General features: G+C 56.9%; 22 protein-coding genes. 8 read left to right on the top strand and 14 right to left on the bottom strand.

All coding sequences use genetic code 11. From position 1 onward, the window contains the following. From tnpB to tsaE, 4 genes are all read right to left on the bottom strand, one after another. A partial coding sequence (gene tnpB / locus GH659_RS10590; RefSeq protein WP_211364199.1) for an IS66 family insertion sequence element accessory protein TnpB occupies positions 1-111 on the bottom strand: 111 nt, incomplete at its 3' end. Then, on the bottom strand, positions 108-461 hold the full coding sequence (tnpA, locus tag GH659_RS10585) for an IS66-like element accessory protein TnpA (protein WP_170285874.1): 354 nt from the start codon (positions 459-461) through the stop codon (positions 108-110). The genes tnpA and tnpB, both read right to left, overlap by 4 nt. 247 nt (positions 462-708) lie before the next feature. Then, complete coding sequence (locus GH659_RS10580; protein WP_153111371.1) at positions 709-2,073, bottom strand: N-acetylmuramoyl-L-alanine amidase; 1,365 nt, start codon at positions 2,071-2,073, stop codon at positions 709-711. Next, a complete protein-coding gene (gene tsaE, locus GH659_RS10575; protein ID WP_153111370.1) occupies positions 2,016-2,552 on the bottom strand; it encodes a tRNA (adenosine(37)-N6)-threonylcarbamoyltransferase complex ATPase subunit type 1 TsaE in 537 nt (178 codons plus the stop codon). The genes GH659_RS10580 and tsaE overlap by 58 nt, the downstream gene beginning before the upstream one ends. A gap of 15 nt (positions 2,553-2,567) precedes the next feature. Between tsaE and queG the strand changes: the two genes are divergently transcribed. Next, positions 2,568-3,719: a tRNA epoxyqueuosine(34) reductase QueG gene (gene queG / locus GH659_RS10570; RefSeq protein ID WP_153111369.1), complete on the top strand. Its 1,152-nt coding sequence runs from the start codon at positions 2,568-2,570 to the stop codon at positions 3,717-3,719. A gap of 40 nt (positions 3,720-3,759) precedes the next feature. On the opposite strand, the gene GH659_RS10565 is transcribed toward queG, so the two are convergent. Then, a complete protein-coding gene (locus GH659_RS10565; protein WP_211364196.1) occupies positions 3,760-4,605 on the bottom strand; it encodes a sulfurtransferase in 846 nt (281 codons plus the stop codon). Continuing rightward, positions 4,602-4,970, bottom strand: a complete 369-nt coding sequence (locus GH659_RS10560; RefSeq protein WP_153111368.1) for a SpoIIAA family protein — start codon at positions 4,968-4,970, stop codon at positions 4,602-4,604. Before GH659_RS10560 ends, GH659_RS10565 begins: the two co-directional genes overlap by 4 nt. Before the next feature lie 163 nt (positions 4,971-5,133). Between GH659_RS10560 and xseB the strand changes: the two genes are divergently transcribed. The 4 genes from xseB to folE2 all read left to right on the top strand — a co-directional run bounded on the left by xseB (position 5,134) and on the right by folE2 (position 9,176). Further along, positions 5,134-5,421, top strand: coding sequence for an exodeoxyribonuclease VII small subunit (gene xseB / locus GH659_RS10555; RefSeq protein WP_153111367.1), 288 nt, complete (start codon positions 5,134-5,136; stop codon positions 5,419-5,421). Positions 5,422-5,480: 59 nt separating this feature from the next. Continuing rightward, a complete protein-coding gene (locus tag GH659_RS10550; RefSeq protein WP_153111378.1) occupies positions 5,481-6,347 on the top strand; it encodes a polyprenyl synthetase family protein in 867 nt (288 codons plus the stop codon). A 79-nt stretch (positions 6,348-6,426) separates the two neighbouring features. Further along, positions 6,427-8,283 (top strand): 1-deoxy-D-xylulose-5-phosphate synthase, encoded by a 1,857-nt coding sequence (gene dxs / locus GH659_RS10545; RefSeq protein ID WP_153111366.1) that lies wholly within the window; start codon positions 6,427-6,429, stop codon positions 8,281-8,283. A 62-nt stretch (positions 8,284-8,345) separates the two neighbouring features. Further along, positions 8,346-9,176 (top strand): GTP cyclohydrolase FolE2, encoded by an 831-nt coding sequence (gene folE2, locus GH659_RS10540; RefSeq protein WP_153111365.1) that lies wholly within the window; start codon positions 8,346-8,348, stop codon positions 9,174-9,176. Positions 9,177-9,309: 133 nt separating this feature from the next. On the opposite strand, the gene rplS is transcribed toward folE2, so the two are convergent. The 8 genes from rplS to ilvB all read right to left on the bottom strand — a co-directional run bounded on the left by rplS (position 9,310) and on the right by ilvB (position 15,358). Next, positions 9,310-9,678: a 50S ribosomal protein L19 gene (gene rplS / locus GH659_RS10535; protein ID WP_153111364.1), complete on the bottom strand. Its 369-nt coding sequence runs from the start codon at positions 9,676-9,678 to the stop codon at positions 9,310-9,312. After that, positions 9,678-10,493 carry a tRNA (guanosine(37)-N1)-methyltransferase TrmD gene (gene trmD, locus GH659_RS10530; protein WP_281349735.1) on the bottom strand — a complete coding sequence of 272 codons (816 nt, stop codon included), beginning with the start codon at positions 10,491-10,493 and terminating at the stop codon, positions 9,678-9,680. The genes rplS and trmD overlap by 1 nt, the downstream gene beginning before the upstream one ends. Further along, complete coding sequence (gene rimM, locus GH659_RS10525; protein ID WP_246167807.1) at positions 10,490-11,035, bottom strand: ribosome maturation factor RimM; 546 nt, start codon at positions 11,033-11,035, stop codon at positions 10,490-10,492. Before rimM ends, trmD begins: the two co-directional genes overlap by 4 nt. 14 nt (positions 11,036-11,049) lie before the next feature. Next, positions 11,050-11,304, bottom strand: coding sequence for a 30S ribosomal protein S16 (gene rpsP / locus GH659_RS10520; RefSeq protein ID WP_153111363.1), 255 nt, complete (start codon positions 11,302-11,304; stop codon positions 11,050-11,052). Between the two features lie 70 nt (positions 11,305-11,374). Then, a complete protein-coding gene (locus GH659_RS10515; RefSeq protein ID WP_153111362.1) occupies positions 11,375-12,010 on the bottom strand; it encodes a phosphatidylserine decarboxylase in 636 nt (211 codons plus the stop codon). 92 nt (positions 12,011-12,102) lie between these two features. After that, positions 12,103-13,119 (bottom strand): ketol-acid reductoisomerase, encoded by a 1,017-nt coding sequence (ilvC, locus tag GH659_RS10510; RefSeq protein ID WP_153111361.1) that lies wholly within the window; start codon positions 13,117-13,119, stop codon positions 12,103-12,105. Between the two features lie 34 nt (positions 13,120-13,153). Next, positions 13,154-13,645, bottom strand: a complete 492-nt coding sequence (gene ilvN, locus GH659_RS10505; protein ID WP_153111360.1) for an acetolactate synthase small subunit — start codon at positions 13,643-13,645, stop codon at positions 13,154-13,156. A gap of 12 nt (positions 13,646-13,657) precedes the next feature. Next, positions 13,658-15,358: a biosynthetic-type acetolactate synthase large subunit gene (gene ilvB / locus GH659_RS10500; RefSeq protein ID WP_153111359.1), complete on the bottom strand. Its 1,701-nt coding sequence runs from the start codon at positions 15,356-15,358 to the stop codon at positions 13,658-13,660. 112 nt (positions 15,359-15,470) lie between these two features. Between ilvB and GH659_RS10495 the strand changes: the two genes are divergently transcribed. From GH659_RS10495 to GH659_RS10485, 3 genes are read left to right on the top strand one after another with little or no spacing between them, the layout of a single operon-like run. After that, positions 15,471-16,067 carry an RNA polymerase sigma factor gene (locus GH659_RS10495; RefSeq protein WP_246167805.1) on the top strand — a complete coding sequence of 199 codons (597 nt, stop codon included), beginning with the start codon at positions 15,471-15,473 and terminating at the stop codon, positions 16,065-16,067. After that, positions 16,064-16,441: a DUF3619 family protein gene (locus GH659_RS10490; protein WP_170285873.1), complete on the top strand. Its 378-nt coding sequence runs from the start codon at positions 16,064-16,066 to the stop codon at positions 16,439-16,441. The genes GH659_RS10495 and GH659_RS10490 overlap by 4 nt, the downstream gene beginning before the upstream one ends. Then, positions 16,414-17,010 carry a DUF3106 domain-containing protein gene (locus GH659_RS10485; protein WP_153111357.1) on the top strand — a complete coding sequence of 199 codons (597 nt, stop codon included), beginning with the start codon at positions 16,414-16,416 and terminating at the stop codon, positions 17,008-17,010. The genes GH659_RS10490 and GH659_RS10485 overlap by 28 nt, the downstream gene beginning before the upstream one ends. Positions 17,011-17,023: the final 13 nt, after the last annotated feature.

Below are 17,023 nucleotides of genomic sequence, written 5' to 3'. Positions count from 1 at the left end.
ATCAGCGCCCAGTTTCTCCTGGACCATCGCGGCCAGCCCATCGAATCCCCGGCGCATGTCGGTCATTCCGGCCGCGAGCCAGATGCGCGTTCCGCTGGGCAGGCCGATCATCGCGGACGTAACGTGACGAGGACGGTGTGCAGGACGTCGAGATCGACCCGTCCCGAGAGTGAGACCCGGACACGCCCCAGTTCGATGTCGATTTGGCCGGAGGATGGCGCTTCGCCAGCGCCCCTCGTTGCCAGATCGGCGACGACGGTGACGGGGAGCAGCGCCGGGGCATGGGGGATCGCCAGCGCACGTCCACCGGAATACTGGCGCCGCCATTTCTGCAGCAGGTTGGTATGCAGGCCGTGCGCCCGCGCAACACCCGCAATCGAAGCTCCGGGTTGCCGGCTCGCTTCAACAACGCTCCGCTTGAATTCGTGACTGTGGGTTCTTCGCGTTCTTCCGCCGTCCATCTTGCCGTCCATATCGTGCCCGCTATCGAATCAGACAGACACCCCAGCGGCGTCTGCTAAATCCAGCTTCGACGATCAGTCACATCGGCTCAAGACGGCGTTGGCAGAACGCTTACGGTGCGAGTCAGTTCGGCGGGTCACGTTAGCTTGCGGGGTCGAGCCGCCAAAAAATTGCGCGACCTCTTCCCGCTGCCTTCCGCCCCGTAGTTTCTTTCATCATCCGGGGTGGCGCCAGTCGCAATGAACGTTAGTCCAACCTTGCCAGCCGCGATTTCGCCATCGGCGGATTTTTCACGAAGTACTTCCGAATCCCGGAGATGATCGCTTCGGCCATCTTGTCCTGATAGGCGTCGTCATTCAAACGCTTTTCCTCTTCCGGATTCGATATGAAGGCCGTCTCGACGAGGATGGACGGAATATCGGGCGCTTTGAGAACGGCAAACCCGGCTTGTTCGACGTGCGGTTTGTGCAGACGGTTGATGCCGCCCAGTTCCGTCAACACGGCTTTCCCGAGTTTCAGACTGTCGTTGATCGTCGCTGTTTGGGAAAGATCCAGTAACGTCCGCGCCAGCATCGGATCTTTCGTCGCGCCAATGTTGACTCCGCCGACAAGGTCGGCCGCGTTTTCTTTTTGCGCCAGATAACGCGCGGCCGAACTCGACGCGCCACTTTCCGACAACACAAAGACGGAGGAACCGTTGGCGTCCGGTCGCACGAACGCATCGGCGTGAATCGACACGAATAAATCGGATTGCACGCGGCGTGCCTTCCGAACCCGCATTTGAAGCGGCACGAAGAAATCCGTGTCTCGAGTCAGGACGGCACGCATGTTGGGTTCGGCATCGATTTTTGCCTTCAGGCGCCGGGCGATTTCCAACGTCACATTCTTCTCGTAGCTGCCGCCACGCCCGATTGCACCGGGGTCCTCCCCGCCGTGACCTGGATCAAGGGTAATCGTGACCAGTCGATCGACAACCGGCTTGCCCTGACGCACTCGCTCCTTGGGCACCTCAGGTGGCGCTTTCTTGGCGGGCTCGCTCATCGCCACCTGCCCTTCCGCAGGTGCCGTGTTCGGTTTCGATTCGATGGCGACGCTTTCCTTAACTTCCGTCTTGTCGAGCAATTGCAAGAGAGGGTCAGGAGGCTCCATCGGGTAGACGTCGAGCACCAGACGATGACCATATTTACCGACAGGAGGCAAAACAAAGACTTGCGGGTTAACCTCGTTCTTGAGCTCCATGACGAGGCGCACCACGCCAGGTTTGTAGCGACCGGCGCGAAGCAGTTTGATGTTGGGATCGTCCGGCGATATCTTGCCAGAGAGACTTTCCAGCACGCTGTTGAATTCGATCCCTTCAAGATCGACCACCAGCCGCTCGGGATTCTTCACCGTAAAATGCGTATATTTCAACGGCTGACTGTGTTCGATCGCCACACGCGTGTAATCAGCCGCCGGCCAGACGCGGACCGCCAAGATTCCGGGACCGCGCCGATCAGTTGCCGCCCGCCCAACCGGGCTCACCAGGAGCAACATCGTCGCCCCGGCGAACTTGATCAGTTGCCGGCGTTTTTCCAGCTTTTTTCCAGTCGTTGTTTGAGTTCGTTCAGACATAGCCGCCCGCCCTCGTTCGTTGCAGACAGATCGAGAATGCGCCCGGACTCTGGGCTACTCCTGTCAAACCGGAATCGAAGGGTGATATCCGACGCTGGAACGTAGCCTGCCGCTTTCTCGGGCCACTCGACCAAACAAACGGAATCTTTACGGAAATACTCACCCAACCCGGCATCCTCAAACTCTTCTGGCGCATTGAAACGATAAAAATCAAAGTGATACCAGTATATGCTCGAAATTACGTAAACTTCAACCAGCGCATAGGTAGGGCTTTTCACCGGCCCACCATAGCCCAGCCCACGCAAAAGCGCACGCACAAGTGTCGTTTTACCGGCACCAAGCTCGCCATCGAGCCAGATGACCATGCCCGGTTTCATCAGTGGCGCCAACCGCTCCCCCAAAGTGACCGTGGCGGTTTCATCGGACAGATGAACACTGAGAATTGAAGACGCGGCGCCATCACTCGACGGACCATTCACGCTACTATTCTGGCTATGCAAAAGACGGACTCCGACTGCAGGAACGAGCAAGTAGCCGACGAGATCGAGAATTTCTCGGCACTGGTCAAAAAAATAAAAGAATGGGGAACCGAACTCGGATTTGCCGAGATTGGCGTTTCCCGGGCCGACACCTCCAGCGCAACACCCCGTTTTCTACACTGGCTAGAACTCGGCCGCCACGGCGGCATGGATTATATGGCCAAACATGCGGCGCTGCGAACGAACCCGGCCGAGCTTCTGCCCGGCACGAGGTCGGTCATTTCCGCACGCCTCCCGTACTGGCCGACAGCTGCCGACAGCGACAAGGTGCTTTCTGAGCCGGCGCTCGGCTACATTTCACGTTATGCGCTGGGACGTGACTATCACAAGACGGTACGGAACATGCTGCAAAAGCTCGCAGACCGCATTGCTGAGGAAGTGAAAAACAACGCCTCGGGCACTGCGTTTGCCTATCGCGTCTTCTCTGATTCCGCGCCCGTCATGGAGGTCGAATTTTCCACTCAGGCGGGCATCGGGTGGCGTGGCAAGCACACGCTCACACTCACCCGGAATGGCTCTTTCCACTTCCTGGGAGAGATTTATATCTCACTGCCGCTACCACCTGACCGGCCCGTCGAGGAGCACTGCGGGACGTGCAAGCGCTGTATCGACGCCTGCCCGACGGGCGCCATCACAGCCCCTTACGAACTTGATGCACGGCGCTGCATTTCCTACCTGACAATCGAATGGCCGGGCAGCATCCCGCCCGAATTGAGGCCACTTATCGGCAACCGGATTTATGGATGCGACGATTGCCAGTTGCACTGCCCGTGGAACCGTTTCGCCGAACACGGGCACGATGACTTTGCAGTTCGCCACGCGCTCGACGCGCCAACCTTGGTCAGTCTTTTTTCCTGGAGCGAAACGGAATTCACCGAGCGTTTTGCCGGCAGTCCGATCCGCCGGATTGGACATGCGCGCTGGCTGCGCAACATCGCCGTCGCCCTCGGCAACGCTTCCGCCACCCCCGACGTGGTCGCCGCGCTCGAATCCCGCTTGGACAAGGAACCGGACATCGTTCAGGAACACATTCTTTGGGCCCTGACGAATCTCGATCGCAATCTTCCCCTTGCACCCCATTCCGTCAACACCAATTTCCCAGCTTAGGCCGCCGCTGAAGAAAAGCAGGCTCAAACGATTCAGCCCCCTAACATTCGATTGGCCGGGATGAGTCTGCGCACCACTCGCTCCACGAGCCGGCATAAAGCCTTGCCCCGCGAAGCCCGGCAATCTCCATGGCCAGCAAGTTGTGGCACGCCGTCACTCCCGAACCACATTGCATGACAACTTGGGCAGGTTCAACCCCGGCAAGCAGACCGAGATACGCGTGGCGCAACTCGGCCGCCGAGCGGAAACACCCATCGGCGTCGAGATTGTTGCGGAAGAAATAGTTTCGGGCGCCGGGGATATGCCCGCCAACGGGGTCGAGAGTTTCATTTTCGCCGCGAAAACGATCGGGGCCACGCGCGTCAACCAGGAAGAACGCCGCGTCGTTCAGGTTGTTCAACACCTCGTCGGCGGTAACCCCCCAATTCCGTTGCTCAATCTCAAAAACAGCAGGCTCGGCAGCTGGCTCGTCGGTTGCCAATCGCCCCCCGTCCTTCACCCACTGATTTATGCCGCCGTCCAGCAACGCCACCCGGTCGTGCCCCAGCCAGCGAAGCAACCACCAGAGGCGCACGGCATACATACCGCCATCGTCGTCGTAGACAACGACCTGCGTCTTGCGACTCACCCCTGCAGCACCCAATTTTTTCGCCAGCAACTGAACTTCCGGCAACGGGTGGCGGCCATTTTTACCGTTCATCGGACCCGACAGATCCCGGTCAAGATGCGTGAAGAAGGCGCCCGGGATTCGGCCTTGCGCGTAGGCCTTTTCTCCGTACGTCACATCCGACAGCTGATGGCGACAATCGAACACCCGCCACTCCGGGTCGTCCATATGCGTGGACAGGACTTCGCTTGAAACCAGCGTCGTAAACTCCTGCGTCACTCGCCTCTCTCCTCTGCATCCCCGACATCGAGCCAACTGCGCGCCTCGGCTTCGTCACTAAAAACACGCATCTCCGCCTTGACAAAAATCTGCGACAACCAAGCGCTCCACGTTACCCATTGGCTATCGGTAACGATAGCGATCCGATTGAAATCGTTGGCATGCTGGCGGGCAAAGACAATATCCTCCCATGCCACATCAAGCGTGAAATCGACCATTTCGCTCAAATTGAAGAGCAAATCAACCGCTCCTTCAAATCTCACTTTGTAATTGACGACTTCTTCGAACTCCTTGAAATCGGCGAGCGTAAACTCACCGTAAACATTGAGCTCGACACGTTGCGCCGCTTGCTGGATCACGATCATGACTGTCTCCTTTTCTATTTTTTCCTGGAGTAAAGCATCGGTCTGACTTCAGTCTAGCACCACTCTCGGAAGACGGGTTTGTTCCGGCGCAGGCACAAGCATTCTTCATTGACCTGACACCCCTTGTTGCGCTATTTTCCGTCGTTTCTACAGACCTCTCGCCATGGCACGCCCCAGCACGACAGATAAGGCCCGGAACGATCCCGGCCACCTCAGCCCCGCCCCGGTGAGTGAGCTAAAATTCGAGGCTGCGGTCACCGAACTCGAACAAATCGTGCAGAACATGGAAAGAGGACAACTTCCTCTTGAAGAATCCATTTCTGCGTATCACCGCGGAAGTGAACTCCTCATGCATTGTCAGCAACTACTCAGCGACGCGGAGCGCAAAATACAAATCCTCGAAAACGGTACGCTACGGGACTTTGAGATCACCAACGGAGAGAGCCAGTGAGCACTCCATCATTCAAGGCCACACCTTTCGCTTTCGCCAGCGCCAGCTTCCCCGAATGGATGCAGGCCGTCCAGTCGCGCATGGAAACCGCGCTATCGCGCCTTCTCCCATCGGCCGACGCGATCCCCGCGCGCCTGCACCAGGCGATGCGTTACGCCACGCTGGGCGGCGGAAAACGTGTTCGTCCCCTGCTGGCATTTGCGGCGGGCGAAATCACCGGCGCCCCATCTGAAAGACTGGAAATCGTCGCCAGCGCCGTCGAGATGATTCACGCCTACTCGCTCGTCCACGACGACCTGCCCTGCATGGACGACGACGTATTGCGCCGCGGACGCCCGACGTGTCACGTTGAATACGACGAACCGACAGCCCTGCTGGTGGGAGACAGCCTGCAGCCACTGGCCTTCGAGCTTTTGACCCGAACCGAACTTGGCAATCCGGCACAGCAACTCGAGATGGTACGGCTGCTGGCTCATGCCAGTGGCTCTCTCGGCATGGCCGGTGGCCAAGCCATCGATCTTGGCGCCGTCGGCCGCCCGCTTGACCTGCCCGAACTCGAGCTCATGCACGCGCTCAAAACGGGGGCACTCATCCGCGCCGCGGTTCAACTGGGGTCTCTCTGTGGCAATGCACTTCCGGATGCAGAACAGGCCGCACTTGACCGCTTCGCCAAGCGGGCCGGCCTTTTGTTCCAGGTCGTCGACGACATTCTCGACTGCACGGCGAGTACGGCCACGCTCGGCAAAACAGCCGGCAAGGACGCCGCCGCCGACAAGCCAACCTACGTGGCACTGATGGGACTAGAGCGCGCCCGTGATTTCGCGGACGAACTCAACGCACAGGCGCTTGACGCCCTGCACGTATTTGGTGACCGCGCCCAACGGCTCAAGGAGCTGACGCTATTCATCACGCATCGCAAGTTCTGATTATGTTTAATGCACGGTTTAGCCGATTTCCTGCCAGGTTTTCGGCCGACCACGCCCTATTGCTGGACATTGCCTGCCCATGAACCCTTACCCGTTGCTCGACACGATAAACAGCCCAGCCCAACTGCGTGCGCTCGAACGCAAGCAGTTGCCGCAACTGGTCGAAGAGCTCCGCGCCTTTCTCGTTGAATCCGTATCGAAAACGGGGGGCCACCTTTCCTCAAATCTCGGCACCGTTGAGCTGACCGTCGCCCTACACTACGTTTTCGACACACCGCACGACCGGCTTGTCTGGGATGTCGGCCATCAGACTTACGCCCACAAAATCCTCACCGGGCGCCGCGAAGGCATGGCCAAGCTGCGCTCGCATGGTGGCGTCTCCGGCTTCCCCAAACGCAGCGAGAGCGAATTTGACACGTTTGGTGTCGGCCATTCGTCGACATCGATCTCCGCCGCACTCGGCATGGCCGTGGCGGCGAAATTCATGGGCGAATCGCGCAAAACGGTCGCCATTATCGGCGACGGCGCCATGTCGGCCGGACAAGCCTTTGAGGCCATGAACAACGCCGGCGTCGCCGACGCTGACATGCTCGTCATCCTCAACGACAACGACATGTCCATTTCCCCCCCCGTCGGCGCGCTCAACAAATACCTGGCACGCCTCTTCTCCGGAAGCACCTTCAACGCCGCGCGCAAGGCGGGCGAAAAGGTGCTTGGCGTATCCCCATCGCTACTCGAATTCGCCAACCGGGTCGAAGAGCACGTCAAAGGGATGCTGACCCCCGGAACACTGTTCGAGGAACTCGGGTTCAATTACATCGGCCCCATCGACGGCCACGACCTCGATTCGCTCATCCCGACGCTGCAAAACCTGCAAAAGCTCAAAGGCCCACAGTTCCTGCATGTCATCACCCGCAAGGGACACGGCTACAAGCTGGCGGAGGCCAACCCCGTCCTTTACCACGGCGTATCAAAGTTTCAGCCGGACATCGGCATTCAGGGCGGCAAATCGGGCGGCAAACCAACGTACACACAAGTTTTCGGCGACTGGCTTTGCGACATGGCCGCGGCGGACTCTCGCTTGGTCGCCATCACCCCGGCAATGGGCGAAGGTTCAGGGATGACGGCATTCGCCGAGCGTTTCCCCGAACGCTACTTCGATGTCGGCATTGCGGAACAACATGCCATCACCTTCGCCGCAGGACTGGCCTGTGAAGGAATGCGCCCCGTTGTGGCGATCTACTCGACCTTCCTGCAACGCGGCTACGACCAGATGCTCCATGACGTGGCATTGCAGAATCTGCCGGTCGTTTTCGCCCTAGACCGCGGCGGCCTCGTTGGCGCCGACGGGCCGACGCACCACGGCGCGTTCGATCTTTCCTACATCACCTGCATCCCGAACATGGTGCTCATGGCGCCGGCCGACGAGAACGAATGCCGCCAAATGTTGACGACTGCTTTCCGGCTAGATGGCCCCGCCGCCGTTCGCTATCCACGCGGCACCGGCCCCGGGGTAGCCCTTGAGCCCGCATTGACCAGCCTGCCTCTTGGCCGCGGGGAAGTCCGGCGACGCGGCAACAGCATCGCTCTGCTCGCCTTCGGGAGCATGCTGACCCCTGCACTGGCGGCTGCGGAAGAACTTGGCGCAACCGTAGCCAATATGCGGTTCATCAAGCCCATTGACCGCGAACTGATAATCGAACTGGCCCGGGAACATTCTTTGCTCGTTAGCGTCGAAGAAAACGCAGTGATCGGCGGGGCCGGTTCCGAAGTAGCCCGCGTTCTGGAGGAAATCGGCTCGCCGGTTTCCTTCCTCCGCCTGGGGCTTCGGGATAGCTTCATTGACCAAGGCGACCAGGCTCAGCTCCTAAAAGAAGAAGGACTTGATAGTGAAGGAGTTACCCGCTCGGTCCGAGAGCATCTGCGTACGAGATAGCCACTGAGAATCCTTAGTGGCACCGGTAGAAGAACAAGCACCAATTTCGATCAGGATATGCAATGAACGCACCTCAAACCCATCCTCACTCCGGCATGGAGGATGTCCAGAATCTGGCCGATACGCGGCAAATTGCGATCAATCGGGTCGGCATTAAATCCATCCGGCATCCAGTCAAGGTTCTCGACCGTTCTGGCGGTATCCAGCACACCATTGCCGTTTTCAACATGTATGTCAGCCTGCCGCACAATTTCAAAGGCACGCACATGTCGCGTTTCGTCGAGATACTCAACAGCAACGAACGTGAAATCTCCGTCGAGAGCTTCCCGACGATGCTGCGCGAAATGGTCAGCAAGCTTGAAGCCGAGACCGGCCACATCGAGATGAATTTCCCGTATTTCATCAACAAGTCGGCCCCTGTTTCCGGCGTCCAGAGCCTGATCGACTACGATGTGACGCTAATTGGGGAAATCTGCCACGGCGAAATCGCCTCAACGATCAAAGTCGTCGTTCCGGTCACCAGCCTATGCCCCTGCTCGAAGAAAATCTCCGAGCGCGGCGCCCATAACCAGCGCTCGCATGTCACCATCACCGCGCGCATCAAGGAACACGTCTGGATTGAAGAAATCGTTCAACTCGTGGAAGCCGAAGCTTCTTGCGAGTTGTATGGATTGCTGAAGCGGCCAGATGAAAAGTTCGTCACCGAACGCGCCTACGACAATCCGAAATTTGTCGAGGACATGGTGCGCGATGTTGCCGCGCGCCTCAACGCAGAACCGCGCATTTATTCCTACGTGGTCGAATCCGAAAACTTTGAATCGATCCATAATCATTCGGCGTACGCCCTGATTGAGAACTCGCGGGGAAACATCGGCCTTACCTTGCCGATTTGAATCGACCACAGCACAGGACGGCCGATCGCGTAGGGGACAGGATTGCCCCCCCTCTCATACTGCCGGGGGCACACAGAAAAAACGGGCGGGGTCTTTCGACCGCGCCCGTTGCATCTGAAAATCTTTCGGCGAATTAAGCTTGCGACTTGCGCGTAAGCTTTTCCTTGATACGAGCCGACTTGCCGGAACGCTCACGCAGATAGTAGAGCTTGGCGCGACGCACATCGCCACGACGCTTGACTTCGATGGCTGCCACCAGCGGCGAATACATCTGGAACGTACGCTCGACGCCCTCGCCGGAGGAAATCTTGCGAACGATAAAACTCGAGTTAAGGCCGCGATTACGCTTTGCGATGACGACGCCTTCGTAGGCCTGAAGACGCTCACGCGAACCTTCCTTAACCTTGACTTGGACAACAACGGTGTCGCCCGGCGCGAATTCGGGAATGGTTTTGCCAAGACGAGCAATTTCTTCCTGCTCAAGTTGCGCTATCAGATTCATTATTGATACTCCTTTTTGGTTTCCTGACCGCATTGCTCCTGAAACTGCACCAGGAGTTGCGTTTCCTCTTTCGACAACTGCTTCCCAACCAAAAGGTCGGGCCGCCGCTGCCACGTCCGCCCTAACGCCTGTTTGAGGCGCCAGCGCCGGATCTCTTCATGATGCCCGGACAGCAAAACATCGGGCACGCGCGTGCCGTTATATTCTTCCGGCCGCGTATAGTGAGGGCAATCAAGCACGCCCGTCACAAATGAATCCTGTGATGCCGACTCTGCGTCGTTCAAGACCCCCGGCAATTGCCGCACAACAGCGTCAAGCAATGCCATCGCGGGAATCTCGCCACCCGACAGCACAAAATCTCCGATCGATATTTCCTCGTCAACGCAACGCTCGATCAAACGCTCGTCGACACCCTCATACCGGCCACACAGGAGAACCAGTCCCTCATCGCACGAGGCCAATTGCATGACCCTGCGATGCGTCAATACCGCCCCCTGTGGCGAAAGATAGATCACCCGCGACCGCGTAACGCCAGCAGCCTTTTGTCGGGCTTTTGCCGCTGCAATAGCCGCTTCCAGCGGCCTAGGCATCATGACCATGCCGGGGCCGCCACCATAAGAACGATCATCCACTGTGCGGTGGACGTCCTCTGTAAAATCACGCGGATTCCAGAAATCCACCCCCCAGCGCCCCTCATCGAGCGCACGACGGGTTACCCCTGAACACATCAACGCCTGGAACATTTCGGGAAACAGAGTCACCACATCGGCAACCAACTTTTCCCCCTTGATCAGTTCCCGATCCCGGGCACTCACCAATCAACTCCCCAATCGACCAGAATCCGTCCGGATTCACGATCCACATCCAGAACAACGGTAGCGACAAACGGGAGCAAACGCTCTTTGCCCTCATCCACTCCGACGCGGAGAACGTCGTTGGCAGGCGTTTCAATCAGGCCTAGCACCTTCCCCAGCGACTGATTTTGCGTATTCACGACATCAAGGCCAATCAAATCGCCCCAGTAATACTCGTCCTTACCAGTCTTCGGCAATTCACTGCGGGAAACACCAACCAAGCGCCCTTGCATCGCTTCGGCCGCATTGCGATCTGAAACGTCCTCAAACTGAGCGACCACCACCCCGCCACTGACTTTACAACTGGCAAGCTGTTTTATCTGCCATTCCGATGATGAAGCCTCGTCGGAGCCGACCCACCAATACGGCAACTTGGCCCATGAAGGCGCATCATCAGCGAACGGAAAAACCTTTACCGCCCCGCGCAAGCCGTAAGGCGCCACGACCTTGCCAAGAACGACAATATCAAGTGGCGCCTCAACAGAATCAAGCAGATCGCTCAAACCGACACAAGCAATCAGGCAGCGGCTTTTTGGCTGGCAACCTTAACCAGGCGCTCAACAGCCATCGACATTTGCGCCCCTTGGCTTTGCCAGAAGCTCAGACGATCGGCAGCAATGCGAAGGCTTTCTTCCTTTTCAGAAGCTACAGGGTTGTAGAAACCAATACGCTCAATGAAACGCCCGTCGCGACGAGCACGCGAATCGGAAACCACAAGGCTATAGAACGGACGCTTTTTTGCGCCACCACGAGCAAGACGAATAACGACCATAGGAATATATTCCGGACTAAGGAAAAGTCAGCGATTATAACAAGAAGGCCAGATAAAACAAGCCGATAAATTAGGCCAACTCGGCCAGGACGGTGGTCGAAGCAAAAACCTTCTCGCCAATAACCACTTTCACTTTCGTATCGAGAGGCAAATAGAGATCCACGCGCGACCCAAAGCGGATGAAGCCAAAACGCTGCCCAGCCTCAAGCACCGAACCAGCGTCGACATAGTTCAAAATGCGACGCGCCACCAGACCTGCAATCTGAACACAGGTCACATCACGCCCATCGTTTGTCTTGAGATGCAGCGCACAACGCTCGTTCTCAAGCGACGCCTTGTCCAGCGCGGCATTGAGAAAACTCCCGGGGTTGTACCACTTTCCTCGAACCGAACAAGCGACGGGCGAACGATTTGAGTGCACGTTGAACACGTTCATGAAAACGCTCACCTTGAGCGCACGGCGTTTCAGATACGGATCATCGGCCTCCTCTACAACCACGACACGGCCATCCGCTGGAGCAACGATACTCTTGCCCCCCCCTGCCACAACACGTGGCGGGTCGCGGAAGAACTGCACGCAAAACAAGAAAAGAAGCCAGAATGGCACCGACCAGAGACCGGAAAAAGAAGCCGCGATGGCGAGCAACAGCGAACCGGCCAGAAAGGGCCAGCCTTCCCTAGCGAGAATGGGATGCGGATAGTTCATTTACAGACCGTAAAAAAGGGTTCCGATTAGCAAAAAGACCGAGGATTGTGATAACTCACGAAACCTCGGTCGTTGCAACTATACAACTGAGCTTAGTTCTTGGTCTGATCAACCAACTTGTTTTTCTTGATCCACGGCATCATGTCACGCAGCTTACCCCCCACCACTTCGATCGGATGCTCAGCGGTCAAACGACGGCGTGCCGTCATCGACGGATAATTGGTTTTGCCTTCCAGGATGAACATCTTGGCATATTCACCATTCTGGATCCGCTTGAGCGCGGCGCGCATGGCATAACGCGACTCTTCGTTGATCACTTCCGGCCCGGTAACGTACTCGCCGTACTCGGCATTGTTCGAGATCGAGTAGTTCATGTTGGCGATGCCGCCCTCATACATCAGATCGACGATCAGCTTGAGTTCGTGCAGGCACTCAAAGTAGGCCATTTCGGGAGCGTAACCGGCTTCGGTCAGCGTCTCGAAACCCATCTTGACCAGTTCAACGGCACCACCGCACAGAACGGCTTGCTCACCAAAAAGATCGGTTTCGGTTTCTTCGCGGAAGTTCGTCTCGATCACACCACCCTTGGTACCGCCATTGGCAGCCGCGTAGGACAGAGCAATATCCTTGGCCTTCTTCGAAACGTCCTGATGCACAGCGATCAAGGTCGGCACACCGCCGCCCTTCAGGTACTCGGAACGCACAGTGTGGCCAGGGCCCTTCGGGGCAACCATGATCACGTCGAGATCGGCGCGTGGCACGACCTGGTTGTAATGCACGTTAAAACCGTGAGCAAAGGCCAACGTTGCACCTTTCTTGATATTCGGCTCGACATCGTTGCAGTAAACGGCGGGAATGTTTTCATCGGGCAACAGCATCATTACCAAGTCGGCATCCTGAACAGCCTTGGCCACTTCCTCGACCTTGAGGCCAGCCGCTTCAACCTTGCTCCAGGAAGCGCCACCCTTGCGCAAACCGACCGTAACGGTCACGCCGGAATCCCGCAGATTCTGTGCATGAGCATGCCCTTGCGAACCGTAACCAACGATGGTCACTTTTTTGCCCTTGATCAGGGAGAGATCGGCGTCCTTGTCGTAATAAACCTTCATGGTGATCCTTTCGTGCGTGTAAATCTGTAAATAGTTAAACCTTCAGGGTTCGTTCGCCACGGCCAATGCCGCTAACCCCGGAACGAACCGTTTCAAGAATCAAATCCGCGTCCAAAGCCTGAATGAACGAGTCCAGCTTCGAACACGTCCCTGTCAGCTCGATAACGTAGGTTGTCTCGGTAACATCAATGATGCGACCCCGGAAAATATCGGCCATCCGCTTGATTTCCTCGCGATCCTTGCCGGCCGCCCGCACCTTGATGAGCATTAACTCACGCTCGATATGGGCTGCCTCGGAAAGATCGACAACCTTGATGACATCAATCAGCTTGTTCAGCTGCTTGGTGATCTGCTCGATCACATCATCGCTTCCATGAGTGACGATCGTCAGCCGAGACAAGGAATTATCCTCGGTTGGCGCCACTGTCAGGGTTTCGATGTTGTACCCCCGCGCAGAAAAAAGCCCGGCCACCCGAGAGAGAGCCCCCGATTCGTTCTCCAGCAAAATGGAAATAATGTGTCGCATATCATCCCTCCCTTACAGGTCTTCGGCCATGATCATCTCGGACAATCCCTTACCCGCCGCGACCATCGGGAAAACGTTCGCTTCCCGGTCGGTGCGGATATCGAGGAAAACAAGGTCATCCTTATGCTCGACAAAGGCCTTATGCAAGGCAGGAACCACGTCCTCAGGCTTTTCTACGCGAATACCAACGTGACCATAGGCCTCGGCCAATTTGACGAAATCAGGAATGGAGTCCATGTAGGACTGCGAATAGCGTCGGCTGTAGAACATCTCCTGCCACTGCCGAACCATGCCCAGATACCTGTTGTTCAGGTTGATGATCTTGAGCGGCAGCCCAAACTGCTTGGCCGTCGAGAGCTCCTGAATACACATCTGAATCGAGCCATCCCCCGTAACGCACGCAACCTGCTTGTCCGGGTTAGCCATCGCCGCTCCAATTGCGTAAGGCAAACCAACCCCCATGGTTCCAAGACCACCCGAGTTCAGCCAACGCCGCGGCTTGTCAAACTTGTAATACTGCGCCGCCCACATCTGGTGCTGCCCAACGTCTGACGCAATAATTGCATCGCCCTTGGTTATCTCCCACAGCTTCTCAATAACGTACTGGGGCATGATCACATCCTTCACGGCGTACTTCATGCACTTCCTGGCGCGCCACCCTTCGATCTCCTCCCACCACTCGGCGATATCTTGCATCGCCGCCTCGGCTAGAAGCAGCCCCATCATTTCGTCCAAGACATCAGGGACACTACCGACAATTGGCACATCGACCCGCACACGTTTCGAGATCGACGACGGATCGATATCAATGTGGATAATCTTGCGTGGCTGCGCCCCAAAATGCTCCGGATTACCGATCACCCTGTCGTCAAACCGGGCACCGATGGCGAGCAGCACATCGCAATTTTGCAGCGCCATATTGGCTTCAAGCGTGCCGTGCATCCCCGGCATCCCGAGAAACTGCGAGTCCGTTGCCGGATACGCCCCCAAACCCATCAGAGTATTGGTGATGGGAAAGCCAAGCTTTCGGGTAAGCACCGTCAGTTGCTCGGACGCATTCGAAAGAACCACTCCGCCCCCCGTGTAAATCATGGGGCGCTTGGCATTGACCAGAAGTTGCACCGCTTTTTTTATCTGCCCGTGATGCCCCTTGGTAACGGGGTTGTACGAACGCATTTCGACTTCTTTCGGATACTCAAACTTGCACTTCGCCGCCGTAATATCCTTCGGAATATCGATGACAACAGGACCCGGCCGGCCGGTACGCGCGATGTAAAATGCTTTTTTGAATATCGTCGCGATATCGTGAACATCCTTGACCAGGAAATTGTGCTTGACACACGGACGCGTGATCCCGACGGTATCGCACTCCTGGAAAGCATCCTGGCCGATATAGGAGGTGGGCACCTGACCTGAAATCACCACCAACGGGATCGAGTCCATATAAGCTGTTGCAATGCCCGTAACGGCGTTTGTCGCCCCCGGACCAGAAGTCACCATCGCAACCCCGACGCGACTCGACGAGCGCGCCAGACCATCGGCAGCATGCACCGCTGCCTGCTCATGGCGAACAAGAATGTGCTTAACCTGATCTTGCTTGAAAAGCTCATCATAGATATGAAGAACCGACCCACCCGGATAGCCAAATACGTATTCGACCTTTTCTTCCTGCAGGCACCTGATTACAATCTCCGCACCGGTCATCATGGTCATAATTGTTGCCTTACCAAGCAAAATATTCAGAAAAGCGCGTAACGTTATAGGTTAGGCCTCGATTGGTCAAGACTCACACGCCAACCATCTCGGCTTGATTGCCGGCCGGGGCTTGAAACAGCTTACACCCCACAAGGATTTGATTCTGGCTAGCCAACGCGAACTATCGGACTTTCTCGTCGCCACGGAGCGCCGCGCCTTCAAGCAGGCGATGTATGCGGTTCAAAACGAAGAGACTGCGCTGGATATTGTTCAGGACTCAATGATGCGACTGGCCGAGAAATACGGAGATCGACCGGCAGAAGAGTTTCCAATGCTCTTCCAGCGCATTCTGCAAAACGCAATCCGCGACTATTACCGACGCAGCAAAATACGCTCCCTTTGGACAACGCTTCTCTCCTCATTCGCGTCAGACGAGGACGACGAGCATGATCCATTAGAGACCCTGGAAGTCGAATCCGGCTCATACACACCGAACACCCCAGACGGACAGCTGCAACAGGCTCAGTCATTGAAAATCATTGAACAGGAAATAAAACAGCTTCCCACTCGTCAACGGGAAGCATTCCTCATGCGTTACTGGGAAGATATGGACGTCGCGGAAACAGCCGCTGCAATGGGATGTTCGGAGGGCAGTGTAAAGACGCACTGCTCCCGCGCCACACACACGCTGGCGGCCGCCCTGCGAGCAAAAGGAATTACGTTATGAACGAACTGCATTTCGCCTACAAAATCAGGCAGCAACTTAATCGCGGGGCACATGAACTCCCCCAAGACATCAGCCAGCGACTCGCCGCAGCCAGAGAACATGCTCTCGCCTGCCAAAAGGTTTCGGTGCACCAGCAAATATTTGCAACAGCCGGGGGCTTTGGTCGCTTGCACAGCAATTTCTCGGCTGCGAAGCAAACGGCTATTGCCGTTGTTTTTCTTCTCATCGCCGTCTTATCAACGTTCTTGATCGCAGACCGGCGCGTCAGTGAGTTGGGCGATATCGACAGCGCCCTTCTGGCAGACGAATTACCCGTTAGCGCCTTTACCGACAAGGGCTTTGCCGCATGGCTCGAGCAGTCCTCGCAGGAATAATCCTTTGTGGCCTGCTGTCTGGGCACGGATGGGCCGCCACTGCGGCGCCGTCCGTCAGCCCGTCTCTCATCGTCACGCCCCCACAACCAGCATGGAGCGACCTGACGATTCAGCAGAAGATCGTTCTATCCCCTCTTTGCGACGACTGGGACTCGATGGAGTACCATCGCCAAAAAAAATGGCTGACGATCGCCGCTCGCTTCACCTCCCTGTCGCCGGTAGAACAGTTACGCATCCAGCGCCAAATGCAGGCCTGGGGGAAAATGACGCCCAGACAACGCCAAATCGCCCGCGAAAACTTCAAGACCGCCAGCCAACTCCCGTCTGAGAAAAAGAAGGCGCTCAAAGAAAAATGGGAGGAGTACCTGAATCTTCCCGAAGAAGAGAAGAACCGATACAAACAAGAAGCGATAGAGCGGGCCGCAAAACAAAAAACATCCAGACCCAACAAGCTTATTTCGCCCCCGAGCCCTCTTGGCGACAAGGGCACTGGCACCTCACGAAAAGCGCCGGAATCACCGCCACCCAATGCCATACCGGAGAGTTCGACTCAACCTCTCCTGGAGTAGCCTTGCGCCTCCT

It is taken from the genome of Propionivibrio limicola, assembly GCF_009469695.1.
Taxonomy (GTDB): Bacteria; Pseudomonadota; Gammaproteobacteria; order Burkholderiales; family Rhodocyclaceae; genus Propionivibrio; species Propionivibrio limicola.
The sequence above is the reverse complement of the archived record's forward strand: the minus strand, read 5'-3'. Positions and strand labels throughout refer to the sequence as shown.

Coding starts and splice junctions, on each gene's coding strand:
- GH659_RS10580 (WP_153111371.1), bottom strand. CDS start 2,073: ATGTCTGAACGAACTCAAACAACGACTGGAAAAAAGCTGGAAAAACGC.
- folE2 (WP_153111365.1), top strand. CDS start 8,346: ATGAACGCACCTCAAACCCATCCTCACTCCGGCATGGAGGATGTCCAG.
- GH659_RS10550 (WP_153111378.1), top strand. CDS start 5,481: ATGCAGGCCGTCCAGTCGCGCATGGAAACCGCGCTATCGCGCCTTCTC.
- GH659_RS10490 (WP_170285873.1), top strand. CDS start 16,064: ATGAACGAACTGCATTTCGCCTACAAAATCAGGCAGCAACTTAATCGC.
- dxs (WP_153111366.1), top strand. CDS start 6,427: ATGAACCCTTACCCGTTGCTCGACACGATAAACAGCCCAGCCCAACTG.
- rplS (WP_153111364.1), bottom strand. CDS start 9,678: ATGAATCTGATAGCGCAACTTGAGCAGGAAGAAATTGCTCGTCTTGGC.
- ilvB (WP_153111359.1), bottom strand. CDS start 15,358: ATGACCATGATGACCGGTGCGGAGATTGTAATCAGGTGCCTGCAGGAA.
- GH659_RS10560 (WP_153111368.1), bottom strand. CDS start 4,970: ATGATCGTGATCCAGCAAGCGGCGCAACGTGTCGAGCTCAATGTTTAC.
- xseB (WP_153111367.1), top strand. CDS start 5,134: ATGGCACGCCCCAGCACGACAGATAAGGCCCGGAACGATCCCGGCCAC.
- ilvN (WP_153111360.1), bottom strand. CDS start 13,645: ATGCGACACATTATTTCCATTTTGCTGGAGAACGAATCGGGGGCTCTC.
- queG (WP_153111369.1), top strand. CDS start 2,568: ATGCAAAAGACGGACTCCGACTGCAGGAACGAGCAAGTAGCCGACGAG.
- GH659_RS10485 (WP_153111357.1), top strand. CDS start 16,414: ATGGCTCGAGCAGTCCTCGCAGGAATAATCCTTTGTGGCCTGCTGTCT.
- GH659_RS10515 (WP_153111362.1), bottom strand. CDS start 12,010: ATGAACTATCCGCATCCCATTCTCGCTAGGGAAGGCTGGCCCTTTCTG.
- tnpA (WP_170285874.1), bottom strand. CDS start 461: ATGGACGGCGGAAGAACGCGAAGAACCCACAGTCACGAATTCAAGCGG.
- rpsP (WP_153111363.1), bottom strand. CDS start 11,304: ATGGTCGTTATTCGTCTTGCTCGTGGTGGCGCAAAAAAGCGTCCGTTC.
- ilvC (WP_153111361.1), bottom strand. CDS start 13,119: ATGAAGGTTTATTACGACAAGGACGCCGATCTCTCCCTGATCAAGGGC.